This window comes from Streptococcus sp. HF-100 (assembly GCF_015594635.1).
Taxonomy (GTDB): Bacteria; Bacillota; Bacilli; order Lactobacillales; family Streptococcaceae; genus Streptococcus; species Streptococcus vaginalis.
The window spans coordinates 107786-127771 of sequence record NZ_JADNQV010000006.1; the positions used below are offsets into that span (position 1 = coordinate 107786).

A 19986-nucleotide genomic window follows, 5' to 3' on the forward strand; every position below is an offset into this window, starting at 1 on the left:
TTATTATTATACCAAAAAACACAGTCTTTCAACTGTGCTTATAAAAGTTGCTAACCAAGTAACTTTCTAAGAGATTCCTCTGAAATTCTTTTATTAAATCTCTGCAAATCTATCCTCATGAGATTGATTAGTTTTAAATATTCCAAATATTTTTGTTCATTATTTTTAGCAAAATTTATAGGTTCAATTTTCCCTGCTAATTCTACAATTTCTTCAGGAGCAAAGAGAACTAATTCTTGTTTTGAAAGGATGTGTTTTTGTTGTAATTGAATTTCCCTTTGCTTTTCTGGTGATAAAGTTGACAATGCAACTACTGCAAGATAGTTTTTATAAACTCGCAGTTTTTCATCAAACCTTTTTTGCCAAAAATATTGTAAAATTCCAAAAAATAAAGTAAATAATCCCAGTAAGATTGTTATCATCTCAACTAAATTTTTCATTTAGCCACTACCCCAACTTTTCCATCTCTTTAATCCGTTCCACTGTGGCGTCGTATTTGGCTTGGTAATCAGCTTGTTTTTGTCGCTCTTTCTCGACGATTTCGGGTTTGGCGTTTTGGACGAAGCGGTCGTTACCGAGTTTTTTGGCAACTATGTCTAGTTCTTTTTGCCATTTGGCCAGTTCTTTGTTGAGGCGGGCTAGTTCTTCTTCAACATTGAGCAAGTCAGCGAGAGGCAGATAGATTTCTGCTCCTGTGATGATGCTGGACATGACTAGTTCTGGCACAGCAAGGTCCTCCGCGATTTCCAAATGTTCTGGATTGGTGAAGCGCTTGATGTAGTTGACATTAGCATTGAAAAATGCTTCTAATTCGCTGTCGCTTGTTTTCACAAGGATTGTGATTGGTTTGCTTGGGGCAACATTCACTTCACTACGTGCGTTACGGACAGCACGAATCAGGTCTTTGAGACTTTCAACACCTTTGTGCGCAGCTTCATTTTCAAATGCGGGGTTAACTGTTGGGTATTCAGCTGTTACGATTGAACCTTCAGAAATTTGTTCAAAGATTTCTTCCGTCACAAACGGCATGATTGGGTGAAGCAAACGAAGGATCTTATCAAGTGTGTAAAGCAGAACTGAGCGAGTAATCACTTTTTCATCTTCGTTGTCGCTGTAAAGCACTTCTTTTGTCAATTCAACGTACCAGTCAGCAAATTCATCCCAGATGAAGTTGTAAAGGATATGACCAGCCACACCAAATTCAAATTTATCAAAGTTTTCAGTAACTTTGGCAATTGTTTCATTCAAGTTGTGAAGAATCCAGCGGTCAGTAACATTCCCGGCTGTACCAGCCACAACTTTTGCAACATTTTCACTCGCTTGGTCAAGTGTCAACTCTTCATTGTTCATCAAAATATAACGAGAAATGTTCCAGATTTTGTTAATGAAGTTCCAAGCGGCATCCATTTTTTCGTAAGAAAAACGCACGTCTTGACCTGGTGCAGAACCGTTTGATAAGAACCAACGAAGCGCGTCAGCACCATATTTTTCAATAACATCCATCGGGTCAATACCGTTACCAAGTGATTTAGACATTTTACGTCCTTGTTCGTCACGGATAAGACCGTGGATAAGTACGTTTTCAAATGGACGACGTCCTGTGAATTCCAATGATTGGAAAATCATGCGTGATACCCAAAAGAAGATGATATCGTAACCAGTTACCAGTGTAGATGTTGGGAAGTAACGTTTGAAGTCTTCTGAGTCTGTGTCAGGCCAACCCATTGTGGAGATTGGCCATAGGGCTGAACTGAACCAAGTGTCAAGCACATCTTCATCTTGAGTCCATCCGTCACCTTCTGGAGCTTCTTCACCAACGTACATGTCACCTTCAGCATTGTACCATGCTGGGATTTGATGCCCCCACCAGAGCTGACGAGAGATAACCCAGTCGTGAACATTTTCCATCCATTGAAGGAAAGTATCGTTGAAACGTGGTGGGTAGAATTTCACTTCATCATCAGTATCTTGGTTGGCAATCGCATTTTTAGCCAATTGATCCATTTTAACGAACCATTGTGTTGACAAACGTGGTTCAACCATAACACCCGTACGTTCTGAATGACCAACAGAGTGTGTCATTTTTTCAATATTAACAAGCGCACCAATTTCTTCCAATTTTTTAACAACGGCTTTGCGAGCTTCAAAGCGATCCATGCCAGCAAATTCACCAGCAAGTTCGTTCATCGTACCGTCATCATTCATAACATTAACTTGAGGAAGATTGTGACGTTGACCAACAAGGAAGTCGTTAGGGTCATGGGCTGGAGTGATTTTAACCACACCAGTACCAAATTCTGGGTCAGCGTGTTCATCACCAACGATTGGAATAGCTTTGTTAACGATTGGCAAGATAACATTTTGTCCAATCAGATCTTTGTAGCGAGGATCTTCTGGATTGACAGCGACAGCCGTATCTCCAAACATGGTTTCGGGTCGGGTTGTTGCTACTTCAAGGGCGCGTGAGCCGTCTTCTAACATGTAGTTCATATGGTAGAAAGCACCTTCCACGTCCTTATGGATAACTTCAATATCAGAAAGGGCTGTACGAGCTTTTGGATCCCAGTTGATGATAAATTCACCACGATAAATCCAGCCTTTTTTGTAAAGTTCTACGAAAACTTTACGAACCGCTTTTGACAAACCTTCATCAAGGGTGAAACGTTCACGTGAGTAGTCAACAGAGATACCCATTTTACCCCATTGTTGTTTGATTGTTGATGCATATTCATCTTTCCATTCCCAGACTTTATCAAGGAATTTTTCACGACCAAGGTCGTAGCGTGAGATACCGTCTTCAGCAAGACGTGCCTCAACTTTTGCTTGTGTTGCAATCCCCGCATGGTCCATACCAGGAAGCCATAAAGTATCAAAACCTTGCATACGTTTTTGACGGATAATAATATCTTGCAAAGTCGTATCCCAAGCGTGACCAAGGTGCAATTTCCCCGTCACATTTGGTGGTGGAATCACGATAGAGTAAGGCTTAGCCTTCTTATCTCCAGACGGCTTGAAAACATCCTCATCTAACCATTTTTGATAACGCCCAGCCTCAACCTTAGCTGGGTTATATTTTGGTGAAAGTTCTTTTGACATGTGTTTTCTCCTTTTTCTAGTTTAATTCTTTAATAAATTGTTTTTTTATTTGTCCTGTAATTATAAAATAAAACAGGAGCCCTCATTGATTTTTTTACTTTTTTATCTTAAATACCTCTTTATTTCTCTAATATATGTATCTTCATAAGCATAAGGTAGATATAAATAGAAGATTTCATACGCAAAAATTAATGCAACACTAATAAAGTAAAAAGGCATACCTAAATTAAATTTATAGATTAGGTTCCATGTTATACAAATATACGGAAACGCATAAAGTATAATAAATATCCAGATTTGCTCTTTTGCTTTTTCAGATGGATTTGAAATAAAAGCATTTGTTATATACTGCTGTAATAAAATTAAAATATACGCAACAAGACTTATGAAAAGATTCATTACATAACACAAATTGGTTAAGTCACTTATATAATTAACAGATACTATATAAAGACAATATATAGCTGAAAAAAACAAAAGTAAATTCAGCACTTGATTTATCATCTTAGTAGGTTGGAATCTTACTTCATTTTTCGAACGTTCCCAATCAAATTTTAAGAGTAATTCAATATAGGATGCTAATCTATCAAAATCAACTTCTTCTCCGCTATCTAGTAAATCCCAAATATGTCCTTCTTTCATATAATACGGTTTAGTATCCTTAAACTCCATATTTTTCCCATATGGATTTATTTCTGATTTCAATTTGATTATAGCGGACTCTTTTTTAGTATCATCACTTAATTCTGATAATATTTCTTTTAATTTTTTTCGCCATTCTGATCGTTCTTTTGTAACAAAATCTAGATTGTTCTTTTTATTATTTTGAACGAATGCGATTATAGCACTAACGATTGTGCTTATCCCAACTGCACTAATAATAGAGGCGATTTGTTCAATAGTCAAGTTCATTTCTCCACCTCCCACTCACTCCTCAGCAATCCATAACGCAATAAATCACAGCGTTTGCCTTGTGCGTCTTTGCGGTCACGAATGCGAGATTCGAGGGTGAAGCCAAGTTTTTCAGCAATACGCTGGCTTGCTTTGTTGTATCCATAACATTCAATTTCGATTTTGTAGAGATTGAGTAGGGTGAAGCCAACTTCCAACAGCGCACGCGCAGCTTCTGTCACAATCCCTTGCCCCCAATAATCTGGGTGAAGCAAATAGCCCATTTCAAGAACATCATCAGCATGGCGATGATTAAAATCAATCGAGCCAATGACTTCATCTGTTCCTTTCAAGCAGATACCATAACCAGACGGTATTTTTTGCTCAATCCAGCGCTTTGGCATAATGTTTTCGAGATAATTTTCCTCTTCTTCCACGCTTTCTGCAGGTGGAAAACCAGCTGGCCAAGTCACCTCTGGCAAACTCGCATAAGCAAAAATCTCTTTAGCATCTGAGACTAGACGTTGGCGTAAATACAGCCGCTCTGTTTCAATATCAGGAAGTTTATTGTCTTCAATTTGACCTAAAATATTTATCATAATTCCTCTCCCCGTTCCGCTTATAAAAATTCGTCCCTGCCATACATGACAGGGACGAATCACTCCGCGGTACCACCCAATTTCGGGCAGATGCCCGCAACTCTAGTCTTCTTGTTTATCTTTTATTACATCGTTAGCTCGCTTAGACGTACCCCAGTACAGCCTACAACTCACTGACTAGTCCTAAAAGTAAACAAAAAGACACCATTATTTCATTGTTAGCCTTAGCAACCAGTTTTGACATTTGTGCGGATTTCTCAGCAGTGCCGCTTTCTGTGACAAATGGGATTCAAAACACCTCTAATGCATTTAGTTTAACATGTTTTCTAGAGAAAATCAATAATTTCTCTGCCCAAAAAGTCCGTCTGGTAGGTCATGAAATCCCTTGCCCTCTTGATAGTTGGCAAATTTCCCCAATAAAAACTGATAAGCATCCAGACGACTCTCATAACGAATCGCGGCTTCTTTAGCGCGTTCATCTTGGTCTTCTTCATAGACTTTTTGACTCTCTTGAAGAGCCATTTCGTTGATTGCCACCTGAGTTTTGACCCAAGCTTCAAAATCCTTTAAAAATTCCTGTTCGTACGTCATCATATTCCTTCTAATCTACTCCTCGGTAGAAATCTTCTTCAATATCACGGAAAGGCTGAATATCTTGGACATATTCCAGCACACCTTGAAATTCTCCTGCTTCATCTCTCACCGCCGCATACGTCACATGAACAAATTTATCCCGCGACTCAGACTTGAACCACATAACAAACTTGTCTCGCTTACCTTCACGCAATTCCTTAAAAATAAAGCGAACTTTCTCTAAAAACTTAGGCGGGTGGCACAGCTCGACATTGCGCCCCACTTGACTCGGCGTCCGTTTGAAAATCATCTCATCAGCTGGCACACTGTCATTGTAATACTGGAAAATATCCTTCTTATTAACAAAGGTAATCTCCATTGGCAGATGATTCAAGATTAGATTTGCCTCTTCCACTGACAAATAGCCCTGTCCAAAAGACTGTTGGATCTGTCGATCAAAATTGTTTTCTGCCTTTTTCTTTTTTGGTTTAAAAGAAATGGTGACCTGCCCATCAGGTGTCTCAATGACTTGCTGAATAGTACCGTCTGACACAAGCTCATCACTAGCTGCCGCTTCGCTTCCAGTCTTCTCAGCAGCCTCTTTTTCTGCCTCCGTGAATGATTGACGAGCTGGTACCCACTTTTCAGCCGGCTTGATAATCGCATAGCCATAGGCATCACTTTCTTCTGCAATTTTCAACCAATCGTCCTGTGTGAAAGATTCCAGCAAAATCATAAGCAAGATGGATTCTTCCTTGAAAATCATCGCCTCAAATTCAGCCGCAAAATTTTCAAATGTTGCTCGAACTGGCTCGATACCTAGGTTAGACAAATCTTCAGCAGCAGTCTTTGCTTCCTGAAAAAGCTCTCGAATCTGGTCGTCCACACCCCACATAACCTTGGGTGGTGAGTCATGACCGTATTTCTCCATAATCGGAAACATCAGCTCTTCCTTGCGCTGATAATGAATGTCAAATTGACCGACCAAGCCCAGCTGGCGCATCAACCCCTTTTCCAACTCTGTCTTCATTTCTGCATCATCTGTTTGAGCATAGGTATCAAGGAGGCGCCGGATCCGCAACAGAGCCGCTCTCAGAGCCAGATTTTCCTGCTTAAAAATTTGAACTGGATGTCCTGGATGATCTGTGTCAACCACTTCTACATTTTTCACTGCTCCCTTAAAAAGATTCGCATGAACATTGCAAAGCGACATAACATCCTCAAAGGTTACACCCGTATCCGAGTTCATCAGTTCGTGCTCCATAAGACTGATCTCAATAGCCGAAACGCCTGTAAAATGCTTGTTAAACTGCTCTTGAACCTCTTCTGCTGTTGCGCCATGGTGCAAATCCAACAAAATGGATTTCAAAATCTCAATTCGTTCATCTGCCATTAGTCTAGCCCCACCACTTCATAGCCATTTGCTTCCAATGTCATGACAATTTTATCCATAGGGGTTCCCTCTAACTTAGAACCTTGTTTTAACGACACCTTGCGACCAACCGTATTGCGCATGATTGGATTGGCAAGCGGTTTAAAACCCAGTTCCACCAAAATTTCTAACACTTCTGGGTGCTTGTCCACTACTTCTGCTACAGGAATGGATACATCAATGATATTGTCCATATTTCACCTCATGAACATTTTTCTATTATTATAACACAAAAAGCAGTTGCTTTCTAAGCAAAATCAAAGCGTTCTTTATCTTTGCCTCATTCCATTTTTCTGAATCAAGCATCTATAACTATTTTTAATATAGTATAAGTATTTGTTATAATAAAATGATTTTGTATTTTTCACAAGTAAAATAATTGATAGCCCCTCTTTTTAAAGCAAAATATTTCACAAACAAAAGAAAATTTATTAAATCACAGATTTGAAAACGTTTTTATAATCGTGATATAATAATTTCAAAAACAGGATGAAGGAGATAGTATGTCTATTACAACTTTACTAAACATCAAATATCCAATTTTTCAAGGTGCTATGGCGCAAATTTCTCACTATCAGTTGGCTGCTGCTGTTTCAGAAGCGGGTGGCTTGGGGATTATTGCTTCAGGTGGTATGACTGGCGACCAATTGCGCGAAGAAATTCGTGAATTGCGTAAACTCACAGACAAACCATTCGCTGTTAATGTGATGCTGATGCTGAAAAATGTCGAAGAGCTTGTGAATGTTATCATCGAAGAAAAAGTTCCTATTGTGACAACTGGTGCTGGCACCCCTAAATTTATTCTGCCTGCTCTCAAAGAAGCAGGTATCAAGGTTATTCCGGTCATTGCCAGCGTGAAACATGCTAAAAAAATGCAAGAATTAGGTGTTGACGCTGTTATCGCTGAAGGATCTGAAGCGGGTGGTCATATCGGTAGCACCAATACCATGGCTTTGCTGCCACAAATTACTGATGCAGTTGATATTCCCGTGATTGGTGCAGGAGGTATTGCAGACGGTCGCGGGCTTGCTGCTGCTTTCGTTTTAGGTGCACAAGGAGTTCAACTCGGTACGGTATTTCTCGCATCAGAAGAATGCCCAATCGCTGAAAGTTATAAAGAAGCAGTTCTCAAGGCAAATGATACAGATACAGCTGTCACAGGCAGGAGGGCGGGTGCCCCCGTTCGTTGTATCCGAAACGAAATGACAGACCATTATATAGAACTTGAAAATAAAGGTACCAGCCGTGAGGAATTGGAAGAGATTACTATTGGAGCTCTCTCAAAAGCTGTATATGAGGGAGACACCAAAAACGGCTCCATGATGTGCGGTCAAATTGCTGGTATGATAAAAGAAATCCGACCATGCAAAGAAATCATTGAAACAATCGTCTCAGATGCACAAAAAGTATTGGAAAATACAGATATTTCCTTGTAAAATAGAAAAAACTTGTAGAAAATAATCTCTACAAGTTTTTCTATTGCTGAAGCAGTTAAAATATTTGCGTTTCATTTTAGTTGCTCAACTTCTGTCGCCTATTTGTCATCTGCCTTAAACTAGGCTCACTCATGAACAAGTCATTCTATCCCATTTACCAAACGCTATAAAATATCAATAGCATTGCTACAGAATACCTTCTTTGCAATTTTTACATCCTGATCCTTTGAACTTTCGTTGTTAGAAAGTGCCTCGTATATTATTCTAACATACAGTAAAAGTGCTTCATATCATTTTCCGTCATTTTCAGTACGTTCTTGCCCCCACCAGTAAGGCATGAGTTCTCCCAAAGTAATCGTTTCTCGTTTTTCAAAATCCAACATAAACTCTAGATGACGATTTTCAGGATTCAACTCCATTAGAAATTCTCTACACGCCCCACAAGGCATACCAGAACCTCCGCCATAAGGCGGTTTATCACGAAAAGCCAATACTCGTTTCATTTTTGTCTGTCCAGAATACTGATACATATTAAAAGCTGCTGCCCTTTCAGCGCAGAGATGAAAAACACCACAGGTTCCTTCAAAGCAAAAGCCGGTATAAATCTTTCCATCCTCTGCTTCAATAGCTGCTACAACATGATTAGCGTACACAAAGGGCGATACCTCATGCGGATTATAGAGCTCCTTAGCTTCTTCATACATTTTTTCCCAAATATCCATTCTAATCCTCTTTCTTTACCAATTTCACTACAGCCTCGGTCCTGGCTGTGTGTGGAAACATATCCACAGATTGAATATAATGAACATCGTAGACTTTACTCAATTGTATCAAATCTCTAGCTAGAGTAGAGACATTACAGGAGACATAAACCATTTTCTTTGGTGCATAACGAACAATCGTTCCAAGCAGCTTTTCATCTAAGCCAGTCCGTGGCGGATCCACAATCAAGGCATCTGCTCGGTAACCTTCCTTGTACCAACGAGGAATAATGCTTTCAGCAGTCCCAGCCTCATAATAAGCATTGTCAAAGCCCATCTTCTTGGCATTTCGCTTAGCATCCTCAATAGCTTCTGGTATAATATCCATGCCACGAAGAGACTTCACTTTTTTAGCAAAAGCAAAGCCAATCGTTCCCACGCCACAATAAGCATCAATCAAACAATCCTCTGAATCGACATCCAGAGCCTTAACGGCTTCACTGTAAAGCACCTCTGTTTGCTCTGGATTGAGCTGGTAAAAAGCCCTAGGCGATAAGGAAAACTCGTAATCCAAAACACCTTCCTGAATAGTTTCTTTCCCCCAGATAATCTCCGTCCTATCTCCATAGATTTCACTTGATTTTGTCGTATGGTAATTGACCGCCACTGTTTCCAACTCTGGAAATTCTGCTGACAAATCGCGAATGACTGGAGAAAAGTCCAACTTCTTTCCCGTAACAAAAATCATCTGCACCTGTCCCGTTTTTCGAGCCCTGCGAATCATGACTGTCCGAATGCCAGCTCTCCTGCGCTCATCATAGATAGGAAGATTGTACTTTCCCAAAAGGAGAGCCACTTTATTGATGATTTTCTGCGTTACTTTATCTTGAACCAGACAGTTTTTCAAAGAAATCAGATAATGAGAATTCTGCGCATAAAGACCCGCTTTTACATCTCCCTTAAATTTCCGTGTTTGAAACTGCAACTTCGCTCGATAATATTGAGGTTCTTGCATACCAATCGTTGGACGAATCTCGTAGTTTTCATAACCTTGAGGTGCAAATTTTTTCAAAGCCTGCCGCAGCAGATCTGTCTTAAATTCTAACTGTTTGTCATAATGCAAGTGCATAATCTGGCAGCCCCCGCATTTTTCATAAATCTCACAAGGAGGCTCTACTCGATACTTAGAGCGTTTGTTAATCGTCAACAGTTTTGCTTCGACAAAATTACGCTTAACCGTCGTGATTTGACAAAAAATATCCTCACCTTTTAAAGCACCTGGTACAAAGACCAATGTCTTTTTATAAAATCCAATCCCTTCCCCATTAATTCCCATTTTCTTAATTTTTAAAGGGATTCTTTGCTTTACTTTCAAACTCATAAGCCTATTATACCATGCCAACACGATAATGTTGAGAATATGGTACAATAATCAGTATGAAAAAAGAAAAAGTAACTCTCACAATTTCTCAATTCCCAGAAGAATTACGAATATATACAGAGAAAGCCACTTTGTATGACAGTTCTTCCCACTCAGGCGCAACCGTGCTTTATCTAGACACAGGCTACTATCTTAAAATAGACCAAAAAGGAAAGCTAGCACGAGAGGCACAATGTGCTAAATGGTTTGACAAACAAGGGCTCGGTGTTCCTGTCTTGACATACATCAGCCAAGACAGGGACTACTTGCTCACTAAAGAAGCATCCGGCATATCAGGATTGGAAGTGCTAGACCAACCAGAAGTCCTCTGCCAAACCATGGCAACAGCGCTAAGACAGCTCCATAACCTCCAACCAGTCCACTTTCCCACAAACTCACTTCTAAAGAACTATATTCAGCTAGCGGAAGAGAATTATCAAAAAGGGCTTTTCTATGAAAAAGCTCTCCTGCCACAATTTCAGATTCGCAGTAGAAAAGAAGCCTATCAGCTTATCCAAGAACAGGGACATCTTCTTACAAGAGATGCATTTATTCACGGTGACGCTTGTTTGCCCAACTTTATCTTAAAAGACGCTAAGACGTTCTCCTGTTTCATTGATGTTGGGCTATCTGGCTTTAGTGATCGCCACATTGACCTTTACTGGGCTATCTGGTCACTGAATTATAATCTAGGCAATCCAAAATATGGCGACCTATTTTTGGACTACTATGGTCGAGAAAATATCAACTCCGAGAAATTACGACTTATCGCAGCTTTTGAAGCATTTGGCTAATAGTCACACTTACTATCCCATTCATTAGCTCCAAATTTCACACAAGTTATCGAAAGAATGATTATGAAAATCACTAAAATTGAAAAGAAAAAGCGTCTCTATCTTTTAGAATTGGACGAAATTGACAAACTTTACATCACTGAAGATACTATCGTTCACTTTATGTTATCAAAAGGCATGAATATCAGTGAGCAAGAATTAAAAGAAATTCAGGACTACGCACAGTTTTCTTACGGAAAAAATCTAGCTCTATATTATCTTTCTTTCAAGCAAAGAACTGTCAAAGAAGTGCGGGATTATTTGACAAAACACGAGATTTCCTTAGATACCATCGAGAAAGTGCTAACGATTCTCATAAAAGATAACTGGATAGATGACAGACAATATGCTTATTCCTTTATTCATTCCAATCTTCTATCTGGTGATAAAGGTGCTTTTGTCCTCAAGCAAAAATTGGCTCAAAAAGGTATCACAGCTCCTATTATTGATGAAGAATTATGCAAATTTGATTTTACAGAAGTAAGTCAAAAAGTTGCTGCAAAACTACTCCGCAACTATCAAAGCAAACTACCAAGTAAGGCCCTGCAGGATAAAATTCTTCAATCTATGATGAACAAAGGCTTTTCCTATACCGAAGCTAAGGCAGCTTATCAAACCTTAGACATCAAAGAAGATGAGGAAACTCAGCAGAAATTACTGTACAAAGAATTAGATAAGCAATACCGCAAATATTCTAAAAAATATGACGAATATGAGTTAAAACAACGCCTCACCCAAGCACTCGCTCGCAAAGGTTATGATTTTTCTGATATTGCTAGCGCTCTCAAAGAATATCTACAAAAAATGTAAGGTTTATTTATGTTTTTTCATGAAAATATGTTACAATAAAAGCGATAACCTGATAAATTGTAGAAAGTTGGTAGATGATGAAGCTTCCAAAAGAAGGCGACTTTATTACAATTCAAAGTTATAAGCATAATGGAAGTCTGCACCGCACTTGGCGCGACACCATGGTACTAAAAACAACAGAAAACGCCATTATTGGTGTCAACGACCATACCTTGGTCACAGAAAGTGACGGGCGGCGTTGGGTGACACGTGAGCCAGCTATTGTCTATTTTCATAAAAAATATTGGTTTAACATTATCGCTATGATCCGCGAAAATGGGGTTTCCTACTATTGCAATCTAGCCAGCCCCTATTATCTTGATGCAGAAGCATTAAAATACATAGATTATGATTTAGATGTCAAAGTCTTCACCAATGGTGAAAAGCGATTGCTGGATGTAGATGAATACGAGCGCCACAAGCGACAAATGAACTATTCCAATGATTTAGATTACATTCTCAAGGAGAATGTGAAAATCTTAGTAGACTGGATTAATAATGAGCGTGGACCTTTTTCACAAGCCTATGTCAATATTTGGTACAAACGTTATGTAGAGCTAAAGAATCGCTAAAGTTGCCAAGGGACCTCTGGTCCTTTTTGATTTTCAAAGAACAATTTCTTGCAATTCAAGCTTATTTTATGTATCATATAGAAAATCCTTTGATGAATGAGCACAGAAAGGAAGAAACAATGGCTTTTACAAATACACGTGGACGTTATGCCAGCTTTGGCGTTGTAACAAGTTTGCCAGATGACATTATTGATTCTTTCTGGTACATCATTGATAATTTTCTAAAAGGTGTGTTTGAATTAGATGAGCTTCTCCGATTTGAACTCATCAACAACAAAGGAAAAACGACTTTTCAATTTTCACAAGAGAGCCTAGCGACTGTTGTCACTTTTGATTTTAATGACGCTTTCGATCCATTTTTTCCACGAGAAATCTTTGTGACTGACAATAATGGTAAAGAAACTATTATGCTGCCAGATGAGTATACCTTGATGTAATGGTATATTAAGTAGAGCATATGTGATGATACAACCACTCCTTAATGTACGAAAACACATAAAAGCCCTCATAGAACCATTCTATTGAGGGCTTTATATTGAGTATTTAAAGTCTGCTTTGATGCTTATTCATCAGTTTCTTCTTTTGATTGATTCAGAAAATCCATTGCTTCCTTGGTCCAAGTCGGCAAACTTTTGGCGAGTGGTGCAAAACCAATCTTGTAACGGTCATTTGAAAAGCGATGGCGTTTAGGCAAATGATGCTTCTCTTCTTCCAGAGTTCTCATTGACAAACTAGCCTTGCCCGAAAATTCATCATAGTCCATCACCTGCACCAATACTTGATCGTCGACATGCAGAATTTCATGGATATTTTCGATATATCCTGTCCGAATTTCTGAGATATGAATCAATCCCATGTCACCCGTTTCTAGTTCCACAAAAGCACCATAAGGCTGAATACCGGTAATTCGGCCTTTTAGTTTTTCACCAATTTTCATCTCAATCCTCAACTTTAATGGTTTCAATCACAACATCTTCCAGTGGTTTATCCATTGCACCAGTTTCAACTGCCGCAATCTTATCTAACACTTGATAAGAAGCTTCGTCTAGCAATTGACCAAACACAGTATGCCTGCGATCCAAATGCGGCGTTCCACCTTTGCTTGCATAGATTTCAGCAATCGGTGCTGGCCAACCACCTCGTTCCAATTCCTTTTGTGCATAAGGAATCTTGCTATTTTGCACGATGAAAAATTGACTGCCATTTGTATTTGGACCAGCATTAGCCATTGAAAGTGCTCCACGGATATTATACAATTCTGGTGAAAATTCATCTTCAAACTTTTCTCCATAAATAGATTCGCCACCCATACCCGTACCAGTTGGATCACCACCTTGAATCATGAAGTCCTTGATAATCCGGTGAAAAATGATTCCATCATAGTAGCCATCTTTTGATAAAGCGATAAAATTAGCCACTGTCTTCGGTGCCTGTTCTGGAAATAATTGAAATTTCAAATCACCGTGGTTGGTTTTAATAGTCGCTTTCGGTCCTTCTGCTGTTTCCATCGTTACTTGTGGAAAATGTAATTCTTTTTCTATCATTCCTAATTCCTCCAAAGCATAAAAAATGCCATCTTCTTCTACTTTTTTTGTCACAAAGTCAGCCTTGGCTTTTATTTTTTCATGTGAAATGCCCATAGCAATACTGATACCTGCATAATCAAACAACTCTAAATCATTGAGCTCGTCTCCAAAAACCATCACATTCTCAGGCTTCAACCCTAGATGCTCCACAACTGTCGCTACTCCAGATGCTTTTGAACCATTTGTTAGAACTACATCTGATGAATGCGGATGCCAGCGAACCAATCGTAGATGTTCTTCTAACTCTTTGGGCAATTGCAAGCTATCTCCGATATCTTCAAATGTCCACATTTGATAAACGTTGTGATCTTGATAAAAATCCGGCTGAATAGGTAAATTAGGATAAACAATATCAATGGCTTCATCAATAAGCGGTGTTCGCGTCGAAAGCGCTGCCTCATGACTACCAACGAGGCCAAAGTCAATCCCAACTTCCTTCGTCCAAGCGATATAAGTTTCTACTAAATTTCGATCAATCGGGGTTTGCGCAATAACCTTTCCTGCTTTATCTTCAATATAGGACCCATTCAAGGTGACAAAAAAATCAGGCTGCAACGCTTTCAACTCCGGCACCACACCAAAAATTCCTCTCCCCGAAGCAATTCCTGTCAAAATTCCTTTTTCTTTTAGCTGTTTAAACACCGTTTTGATAGAGTCCGGAATGTAGCCAGTCTCTTTCACTCGCAACGTATCATCAATATCGAAAAAGACGATTTTGATTTTCTTGGATTTATATTTTAATTTTGCGTCCATAATCTCCCTCTAGGAATTATTCTGCTTTCTATTATACCACTAAATGTCATCTTGTGGGACAAGGTGATGTTGGAAAGCATAAACAACAGCTTGTGTACGATCGCTCACTTCTAGCTTTGATAAGATATTGGACACATGTGTTTTCACTGTCTTTAAAGAAATAAATAATTCATCTGCTATGCGTTGATTTTCATAACCTTTTGCCAGTAGTCCTAAAATATCTCGCTCACGCGCAGTCAAATCTTCGTGCAATTCAATATGATTTCGATGATATTCCACTTTTTGGCTGACCTCTGTTTCAATGGCAAGTTCACCCTTAGCTACTTTTCGGACAGCTCGTAAAATATCATCAGCACTAGATGTTTTCAGCATATATCCTTTAGCACCTGCGTCTAAAACCGGATAAATTTTTTCATTATCCAAATAAGAAGTCAAAATGAGAATTTTAGCTTCAGGCCATTCTTTCAAAATAGCAAGTGTCGCTTCAATCCCACTCATTTCAGGCATAACAATGTCCATCATAATCACATCTGGGCGCAACTCCAAAGCTTTTTCAACTCCTTCGCGACCATTTGAAGCTTCTGCCACTACATCCACATCGTCTTGTAAATCCAAATAACCTTTCAAGCCAAGTCGTACCATTTCATGGTCATCTACTAATAAAATATGCATCCTAAACTCCTTTCAATAAAGGTACACGAATGTCAATCGCTACTCCTTGTTTAGGAGCCGTTAAAATCTGCATTGTTCCTGCCATATCATTTACTCTTTCTTCCATATTTTTCAAACCATAGCTCAATTCATCAGACGAGGTACGCTCAAAGCCAATTCCATCATCTGTCATTTTCAACTGCAATTCATTCCGAGTTTGATACAAATAAACATCTAAATGATTCGCATTTGCATGACGGAGCGTGTTACTGATAATTTCCTGAGCAATTCTAAAAATATGCTCCTCAATCTGTTTCGGTAATTTTTGCACATCATGATGAAAGCTCACCTCAATATCGCTTTTATCTGATAGCTCTTTCAAGATGAGATTCAGCCCTTCAACCAAGCTTTTTCCTTCCAACTCTGTCGGTCTCAAATGTAGAAGCAAGATACGCAAATCACGCTGAGCTGTATTTAAAATTCCTGATACGCCAATCAATTGTTTTGATAATGCATCTGTATCTAAATTCTCCACTTGACCTGTCACACCTGACAAAATCATATTGGCAGCAAAAAGCTCTTGACTGACCGTATCATGCAAGTCACGCGCCATTCGCTTGCGCTCTTTCTCAATAATCGTCTCTTCATTTTGCAAGGCACGGTTCTCTGACTTTTGCAGATTTTCTGTCAAATGAGTTAATTTCTCTGAAATCTGCCGAAAAGAGGCATCAATTTCAGGATGATGAATTTCTTGCAATTCTCGACCTTCTAAAACATTTTTTAGGTTTGTCTGAATGGCAGATAAAGTGACCATTTGAATCACTTTAACACCTAAAATCATCAGCATCGTCAGAGATAAAGTCAGTACAATCACAAAGAAACTGAACTTTTCCAACCGCTCTACATTACTAAAAATCAGTTGCCAATCAAAATTAAATAGGCTAAAAATATAATGAATAATGATTCCTAAAATGAGTAGGGAATAAAAGCTAATCAAGAGATAGTAGACTTTTTTCATTTGCGAACCACCTCAACATTTCCTAAAAACGTTGACAGGACAATTTTGACGCTTTTATGTGCTCGCTTGAAGTCTGGTGTCGTTAGGCTGATACTTTCATTTCGCAATTCATAAACAGGTTGATCTAAAAACTGCAATTCACCATATAAATTATTCACTTTCAGGCTGACTGCCACATCAACTGGCACGATGATTTTTGTATTTCCGAAAAATTTTCGCAAAATAATCACATTGTCATGGTTTGTGATAATGACTTGTTCCAAATGAATCGTATCTTTACCCATAAGACGGAAAAGATTGATGTCATCAAATCGACAGGTATCTGATGAGCCAAAATGATGAAGATTTCCCAACCATTGATTTTTTTCACGTTTTTGTTCTACTGCATCATCAAAGATGAGATTCGTCACTCCATTTTCCTTATAAATGTAAGGATAAGCCACAATCATGCCATAAATGACCGCAAAGAGCAAGGCAGCAATAACATAAGGATTGAGCATAATAATGAAAAAGAGCAGTATGGTAGAGGTTACTAGCAGAAAATTTCCTCTTTGTTTTCCAAAATAATAATAGAGCAATAACAAGAAGAGCACCAAAAAAAGAATAACACGTGAAAAATGACCAGACAAAATGGTCACTAATGCAAATGTTAATAGAATAGATTCAACAAAGATAAAAAATTGGATCTTTCTCATAGCCTCGATACCTTTCTTACTCTATTGTATCAAAAACTTACAAAAATTCCTCCGGCTAAGGTATGAAAAGAAGGGAGTGAACTGGAAGAAAATATTTTAAAGTTCTAGTTTGTAGTCCTAGAAGCTAATATTTTTAATTACAATATACTGGATAAACTTGATTGAGCAGAAGCAATGCTTATCAATGATGTAAAACGAGTGCAAAAAAAGAGTGAGGGAAAATCGGTTTAACAAAACTACGATTTTATCCTCTCTCTTTTTTAATTACTTGCACTAGCACTTGTGTCTGGTGTTTTTGAGCTGCTTCCATCATTACCACTAGTTGACGAACTGCTAGAGGATGGGCTAGTTTTATTTGAGCTGCTATCAGATTGTGAACTACTTTCAGATGTTGAAGAATCTTCGTTTTTTGGCTCATATACATATAAGACAATGCGATCACTCTTCAAATTCAAAGACTGACCAGCTTCTGGGGTTTGTCTGATAATCGTATTTGCCTGTGTACCCGCTGGAGCTGTTGTAACCGTACGTTTTTCAATATTCGCACCTTGAATACCAATCACTTCCGTCAAATTATTATAAGCAAATTCATAGGTTGAGCCGATATAGCTTGGCATCGTGACACTTGAAACGGACTTCGCTACTTTTAACGTAATACGGGTCTTTGAAGTCAAATCATAAGTGCTGCCTGCTGCTGGTGTTTGATCAACAACTGTTCCTGCCGCATACTCATTACTTTCCACTTCTTCTGTTTTAATTAAGCCTTTTGAAACCTTGTATTTTTGTACCAGATTGTTGATAGCATCTGCTCTTTTCTGACCTTTATAATCTTCCATAATAAAAGTTTTAGTTCCTTTTGAGACAATCAGATCCACCGTACTGCCCTCACGACGTTGCGTTCCCGCTTCTGGATTGGTGCGAATAACTGAATCTTTTTTAACAGAATCACTGTATTCGTCTTTTTCCTTGCCAACTTTCAAACCTGCAGTTTCAATAGCGGAACGAGCTTGGGCAATAGTTTTTCCAGTAACATCTGGGATTTTTACATTTGACGGACTCAAATAGACTAAAGCCACCAGAGCTACGATGACTAAAACCACCGCTGATAACAAAACTTTATAGCGCGTTCTTAAACGGCGCTTCTTTTTTGCTTTTGGCTTAGGCGTAGGCTTACTACTGACTGCTTCTTTTGTAGGAGTAGGTGTTGACTTCGTCGCAGAAGTCAAGGTATTTTGTGATACTTTCGGCAGTGTCTTTGTGTCTGCTTTAGCAGTGTCATCAAAAACTAGTTTTTTCTCATTTCGACGGTCAGCAGATAAGCAGCTTGATAAATCCACATACATTTCTGCAACTGACTGATAACGATCCGTCAATTTTTTTGCCGTTGCCTTGATGACTACATTTTCCAATGCTTGTGGAACATTTGGATTTTCAGCAATAATGGACGGTAGGGGCTTTTGGAAATGTTGTAGGGCAATCGTAACAGCACTATCTCCATCATAAGGGATATGTCCCGTCAGCATTTCATAGAAAATAATCCCCATGGCATAAATATCGCTCTGAACGGTCGCTTTTGAACCACGCGCCTGTTCTGGTGACAAATAATGTACAGACCCCAACATAGAGTTGGTTTGCGTTAAACTCGTTTCTGCAAAAGCTACTGCAATCCCAAAGTCTGTTACTTTTGCATCGCCATCTGGAGTTAAAAGGACATTTTGAGGTTTCAAATCTCGGTGAACAATCCCATGCGTGTGCGCCAAACGCATCGCTAAAAGGATTTGTCCCATGATTCGAACCGCTTCTTCATTAGACAAAGGAGCATGCTCTTTGATATAGCGTTTTAAGTCAAGTCCAGCCACATATTCCATTGCTAGATACTGCTGACCTTCTTCTTCTCCAATGTCGGTAATCCGGACAATATGAGGATGATCCAAGTCTGCCATGGCGCGTGCTTCTCTTTGAAAACGTGCTACAGCAATTGGATCCGTCTGGTAATTGGTTCTTAGAACCTTAACTGCGACTTCTTCCCCGTCTAAAATCAAGTCTTTCGCCAAGTAGACATCTGCCATGCCACCTCGACCAATTTGTTTGATGATTTTATATCGTCCGGCAAATATCTTGCCGACTTGAATCATTCTGCGTCCTCCTTATGATAATGAACCAGGGCAACTGTAATATTGTCCAGACCGCCTGCATTATTTGCAAAGCGAATCAAGGTTTCCGCTTTTTCTGAAAGAGCAATATCGCTTGTCATAATATCATAAATTTCACTTTCTGAAATCATATTGGACAAACCATCGCTATTCAAAATAATGTAATCATCATCTTCTAAGCTAATCATGCCAACATCAGGCTGCACTTCGCCTCTTTGACCGATTGATTGCGTGATGATGTTGCGTTGTGGGTGACGTTCTGCTTCCTCAGGCGTAATCTGTCCCGCTTTGAGCAATTCATTCACCAAAGAATGATCGCTCGTCAACTGTCTGTAGCTGTCCCCACGCACTAAGCCAATACGTGAATCCCCTACATGGGCATAAATAGCTTGAGTCCCAATAATTGCTAAGGCTTCAAGTGTCGTGCCCATTCCTTTGTATTCTTCATCTTGACCAAATTGGTGAACCTTTTGGTTTTCTGTTTCGAGATGTTCTGCGAACCACTCACGGACACCGTTAATAGAATCAATCTGAGTGTCCACCCAAGCAGCACCGAGATCTGTTACTGCCATTTCACTAGCAATATTACCGGCACGGTGACCTCCCATACCATCTGCTAAAAGAACCATTGTCATACTGGCACGATTAACAAATTGATTGGCATAATCTTGATTATTTGTACGCTTCTGACCAACATCTGTTAATAATGAAATTTCCATACTGTCAGT

21 protein-coding genes are annotated in these 19986 nt (G+C 39.1%); 5 read left to right on the top strand and 16 right to left on the bottom strand.

All coding sequences use genetic code 11. From position 1 onward, the window contains the following. Positions 1–50: 50 nt before the first annotated feature. From IYQ23_RS07045 to IYQ23_RS07075, 7 genes are all read right to left on the bottom strand, one after another. Positions 51–440: a hypothetical protein gene (locus IYQ23_RS07045; protein WP_003070197.1), complete on the bottom strand. Its 390-nt coding sequence runs from the start codon at positions 438–440 to the stop codon at positions 51–53. Between the two features lie 7 nt (positions 441–447). Beyond that, the gene (locus IYQ23_RS07050) at positions 448–3096 is read right to left on the bottom strand and encodes a valine--tRNA ligase (RefSeq protein WP_195674489.1); all 2649 of its coding nucleotides are present in this window, start codon (positions 3094–3096) and stop codon (positions 448–450) included. A 102-nt stretch (positions 3097–3198) separates the two neighbouring features. Continuing rightward, entirely contained in the window at positions 3199–4008 is an 810-nt protein-coding gene (locus tag IYQ23_RS07055; protein ID WP_037593754.1) for a hypothetical protein, read from the bottom strand. Next, positions 4005–4586 (bottom strand): GNAT family N-acetyltransferase, encoded by a 582-nt coding sequence (locus IYQ23_RS07060; RefSeq protein ID WP_022526363.1) that lies wholly within the window; start codon positions 4584–4586, stop codon positions 4005–4007. Before IYQ23_RS07060 ends, IYQ23_RS07055 begins: the two co-directional genes overlap by 4 nt. A gap of 336 nt (positions 4587–4922) precedes the next feature. Next, entirely contained in the window at positions 4923–5177 is a 255-nt protein-coding gene (locus IYQ23_RS07065; protein WP_003036340.1) for a DUF1912 family protein, read from the bottom strand. Between the two features lie 10 nt (positions 5178–5187). Beyond that, positions 5188–6552: a DUF438 domain-containing protein gene (locus IYQ23_RS07070; RefSeq protein ID WP_195674490.1), complete on the bottom strand. Its 1365-nt coding sequence runs from the start codon at positions 6550–6552 to the stop codon at positions 5188–5190. Beyond that, positions 6552–6785 (bottom strand): DUF1858 domain-containing protein, encoded by a 234-nt coding sequence (locus IYQ23_RS07075; protein ID WP_003025778.1) that lies wholly within the window; start codon positions 6783–6785, stop codon positions 6552–6554. The genes IYQ23_RS07070 and IYQ23_RS07075 overlap by 1 nt, the downstream gene beginning before the upstream one ends. Before the next feature lie 309 nt (positions 6786–7094). Between IYQ23_RS07075 and IYQ23_RS07080 the strand changes: the two genes are divergently transcribed. Next, positions 7095–8027 (top strand): nitronate monooxygenase, encoded by a 933-nt coding sequence (locus IYQ23_RS07080; RefSeq protein WP_195674491.1) that lies wholly within the window; start codon positions 7095–7097, stop codon positions 8025–8027. A 290-nt stretch (positions 8028–8317) separates the two neighbouring features. On the opposite strand, the gene IYQ23_RS07085 is transcribed toward IYQ23_RS07080, so the two are convergent. Together IYQ23_RS07085 and rlmD are read right to left on the bottom strand one after the other, a co-directional pair. After that, the gene (locus IYQ23_RS07085) at positions 8318–8749 is read right to left on the bottom strand and encodes a cytidine deaminase family protein (protein WP_138099349.1); all 432 of its coding nucleotides are present in this window, start codon (positions 8747–8749) and stop codon (positions 8318–8320) included. Position 8750: 1 nt separating this feature from the next. After that, positions 8751–10109 (bottom strand): 23S rRNA (uracil(1939)-C(5))-methyltransferase RlmD, encoded by a 1359-nt coding sequence (rlmD, locus tag IYQ23_RS07090; protein ID WP_195674492.1) that lies wholly within the window; start codon positions 10107–10109, stop codon positions 8751–8753. Positions 10110–10165: 56 nt separating this feature from the next. Between rlmD and IYQ23_RS07095 the strand changes: the two genes are divergently transcribed. The 4 genes from IYQ23_RS07095 (at position 10166) to IYQ23_RS07110 (ending at position 12839) form a co-directional block, all read left to right on the top strand. Beyond that, on the top strand, positions 10166–10942 hold the full coding sequence (locus tag IYQ23_RS07095) for an aminoglycoside 3'-phosphotransferase (RefSeq protein ID WP_006267458.1): 777 nt from the start codon (positions 10166–10168) through the stop codon (positions 10940–10942). 63 nt (positions 10943–11005) lie between these two features. Beyond that, entirely contained in the window at positions 11006–11791 is a 786-nt protein-coding gene (gene recX / locus IYQ23_RS07100) for a recombination regulator RecX (protein WP_037593756.1), read from the top strand. 77 nt (positions 11792–11868) lie between these two features. Further along, positions 11869–12402 carry a nucleoside tri-diphosphate phosphatase gene (locus IYQ23_RS07105; protein WP_003025799.1) on the top strand — a complete coding sequence of 178 codons (534 nt, stop codon included), beginning with the start codon at positions 11869–11871 and terminating at the stop codon, positions 12400–12402. Positions 12403–12521: 119 nt separating this feature from the next. Continuing rightward, positions 12522–12839 (top strand): DUF960 domain-containing protein, encoded by a 318-nt coding sequence (locus tag IYQ23_RS07110; RefSeq protein WP_003025801.1) that lies wholly within the window; start codon positions 12522–12524, stop codon positions 12837–12839. Positions 12840–12964: 125 nt separating this feature from the next. On the opposite strand, the gene IYQ23_RS07115 is transcribed toward IYQ23_RS07110, so the two are convergent. From IYQ23_RS07115 to IYQ23_RS07145, 7 genes are all read right to left on the bottom strand, one after another. After that, entirely contained in the window at positions 12965–13339 is a 375-nt protein-coding gene (locus IYQ23_RS07115; RefSeq protein ID WP_003025803.1) for a S1 RNA-binding domain-containing protein, read from the bottom strand. A gap of 1 nt (position 13340) precedes the next feature. Next, positions 13341–14741, bottom strand: coding sequence for a bifunctional Cof-type HAD-IIB family hydrolase/peptidylprolyl isomerase (locus IYQ23_RS07120; protein WP_195674493.1), 1401 nt, complete (start codon positions 14739–14741; stop codon positions 13341–13343). Positions 14742–14780: 39 nt separating this feature from the next. Next, positions 14781–15413: a response regulator transcription factor gene (locus IYQ23_RS07125; RefSeq protein WP_021001361.1), complete on the bottom strand. Its 633-nt coding sequence runs from the start codon at positions 15411–15413 to the stop codon at positions 14781–14783. Position 15414: 1 nt separating this feature from the next. Beyond that, the gene (locus tag IYQ23_RS07130; RefSeq protein WP_195674494.1) at positions 15415–16410 is read right to left on the bottom strand and encodes a sensor histidine kinase; all 996 of its coding nucleotides are present in this window, start codon (positions 16408–16410) and stop codon (positions 15415–15417) included. Beyond that, positions 16407–17105, bottom strand: a complete 699-nt coding sequence (gene liaF, locus IYQ23_RS07135; protein WP_003025810.1) for a cell wall-active antibiotics response protein LiaF — start codon at positions 17103–17105, stop codon at positions 16407–16409. Before liaF ends, IYQ23_RS07130 begins: the two co-directional genes overlap by 4 nt. 260 nt (positions 17106–17365) lie before the next feature. Then, complete coding sequence (pknB, locus tag IYQ23_RS07140; protein ID WP_195674495.1) at positions 17366–19240, bottom strand: Stk1 family PASTA domain-containing Ser/Thr kinase; 1875 nt, start codon at positions 19238–19240, stop codon at positions 17366–17368. After that, the gene (locus tag IYQ23_RS07145) at positions 19237–19977 is read right to left on the bottom strand and encodes a Stp1/IreP family PP2C-type Ser/Thr phosphatase (RefSeq protein WP_195674496.1); all 741 of its coding nucleotides are present in this window, start codon (positions 19975–19977) and stop codon (positions 19237–19239) included. The genes pknB and IYQ23_RS07145 overlap by 4 nt, the downstream gene beginning before the upstream one ends. Positions 19978–19986: the final 9 nt, after the last annotated feature.

Bases quoted from the DNA above. Each gene is read 5' to 3' on its own strand.
- IYQ23_RS07045 (WP_003070197.1), bottom strand. From the start codon at position 440: ATGAAAAATTTAGTTGAGATGATAACAATCTTACTGGGATTATTTACT.
- IYQ23_RS07050 (WP_195674489.1), bottom strand. From the start codon at position 3,096: ATGTCAAAAGAACTTTCACCAAAATATAACCCAGCTAAGGTTGAGGCT.
- IYQ23_RS07055 (WP_037593754.1), bottom strand. From the start codon at position 4,008: ATGAACTTGACTATTGAACAAATCGCCTCTATTATTAGTGCAGTTGGG.
- IYQ23_RS07060 (WP_022526363.1), bottom strand. From the start codon at position 4,586: ATGATAAATATTTTAGGTCAAATTGAAGACAATAAACTTCCTGATATT.
- IYQ23_RS07065 (WP_003036340.1), bottom strand. From the start codon at position 5,177: ATGACGTACGAACAGGAATTTTTAAAGGATTTTGAAGCTTGGGTCAAA.
- IYQ23_RS07070 (WP_195674490.1), bottom strand. From the start codon at position 6,552: ATGGCAGATGAACGAATTGAGATTTTGAAATCCATTTTGTTGGATTTG.
- IYQ23_RS07075 (WP_003025778.1), bottom strand. From the start codon at position 6,785: ATGGACAATATCATTGATGTATCCATTCCTGTAGCAGAAGTAGTGGAC.
- IYQ23_RS07080 (WP_195674491.1), top strand. From the start codon at position 7,095: ATGTCTATTACAACTTTACTAAACATCAAATATCCAATTTTTCAAGGT.
- IYQ23_RS07085 (WP_138099349.1), bottom strand. From the start codon at position 8,749: ATGGATATTTGGGAAAAAATGTATGAAGAAGCTAAGGAGCTCTATAAT.
- rlmD (WP_195674492.1), bottom strand. From the start codon at position 10,109: ATGAGTTTGAAAGTAAAGCAAAGAATCCCTTTAAAAATTAAGAAAATG.
- IYQ23_RS07095 (WP_006267458.1), top strand. From the start codon at position 10,166: ATGAAAAAAGAAAAAGTAACTCTCACAATTTCTCAATTCCCAGAAGAA.
- recX (WP_037593756.1), top strand. From the start codon at position 11,006: ATGAAAATCACTAAAATTGAAAAGAAAAAGCGTCTCTATCTTTTAGAA.
- IYQ23_RS07105 (WP_003025799.1), top strand. From the start codon at position 11,869: ATGAAGCTTCCAAAAGAAGGCGACTTTATTACAATTCAAAGTTATAAG.
- IYQ23_RS07110 (WP_003025801.1), top strand. From the start codon at position 12,522: ATGGCTTTTACAAATACACGTGGACGTTATGCCAGCTTTGGCGTTGTA.
- IYQ23_RS07115 (WP_003025803.1), bottom strand. From the start codon at position 13,339: ATGAAAATTGGTGAAAAACTAAAAGGCCGAATTACCGGTATTCAGCCT.
- IYQ23_RS07120 (WP_195674493.1), bottom strand. From the start codon at position 14,741: ATGGACGCAAAATTAAAATATAAATCCAAGAAAATCAAAATCGTCTTT.
- IYQ23_RS07125 (WP_021001361.1), bottom strand. From the start codon at position 15,413: ATGCATATTTTATTAGTAGATGACCATGAAATGGTACGACTTGGCTTG.
- IYQ23_RS07130 (WP_195674494.1), bottom strand. From the start codon at position 16,410: ATGAAAAAAGTCTACTATCTCTTGATTAGCTTTTATTCCCTACTCATT.
- liaF (WP_003025810.1), bottom strand. From the start codon at position 17,105: ATGAGAAAGATCCAATTTTTTATCTTTGTTGAATCTATTCTATTAACA.
- pknB (WP_195674495.1), bottom strand. From the start codon at position 19,240: ATGATTCAAGTCGGCAAGATATTTGCCGGACGATATAAAATCATCAAA.
- IYQ23_RS07145 (WP_195674496.1), bottom strand. From the start codon at position 19,977: ATGGAAATTTCATTATTAACAGATGTTGGTCAGAAGCGTACAAATAAT.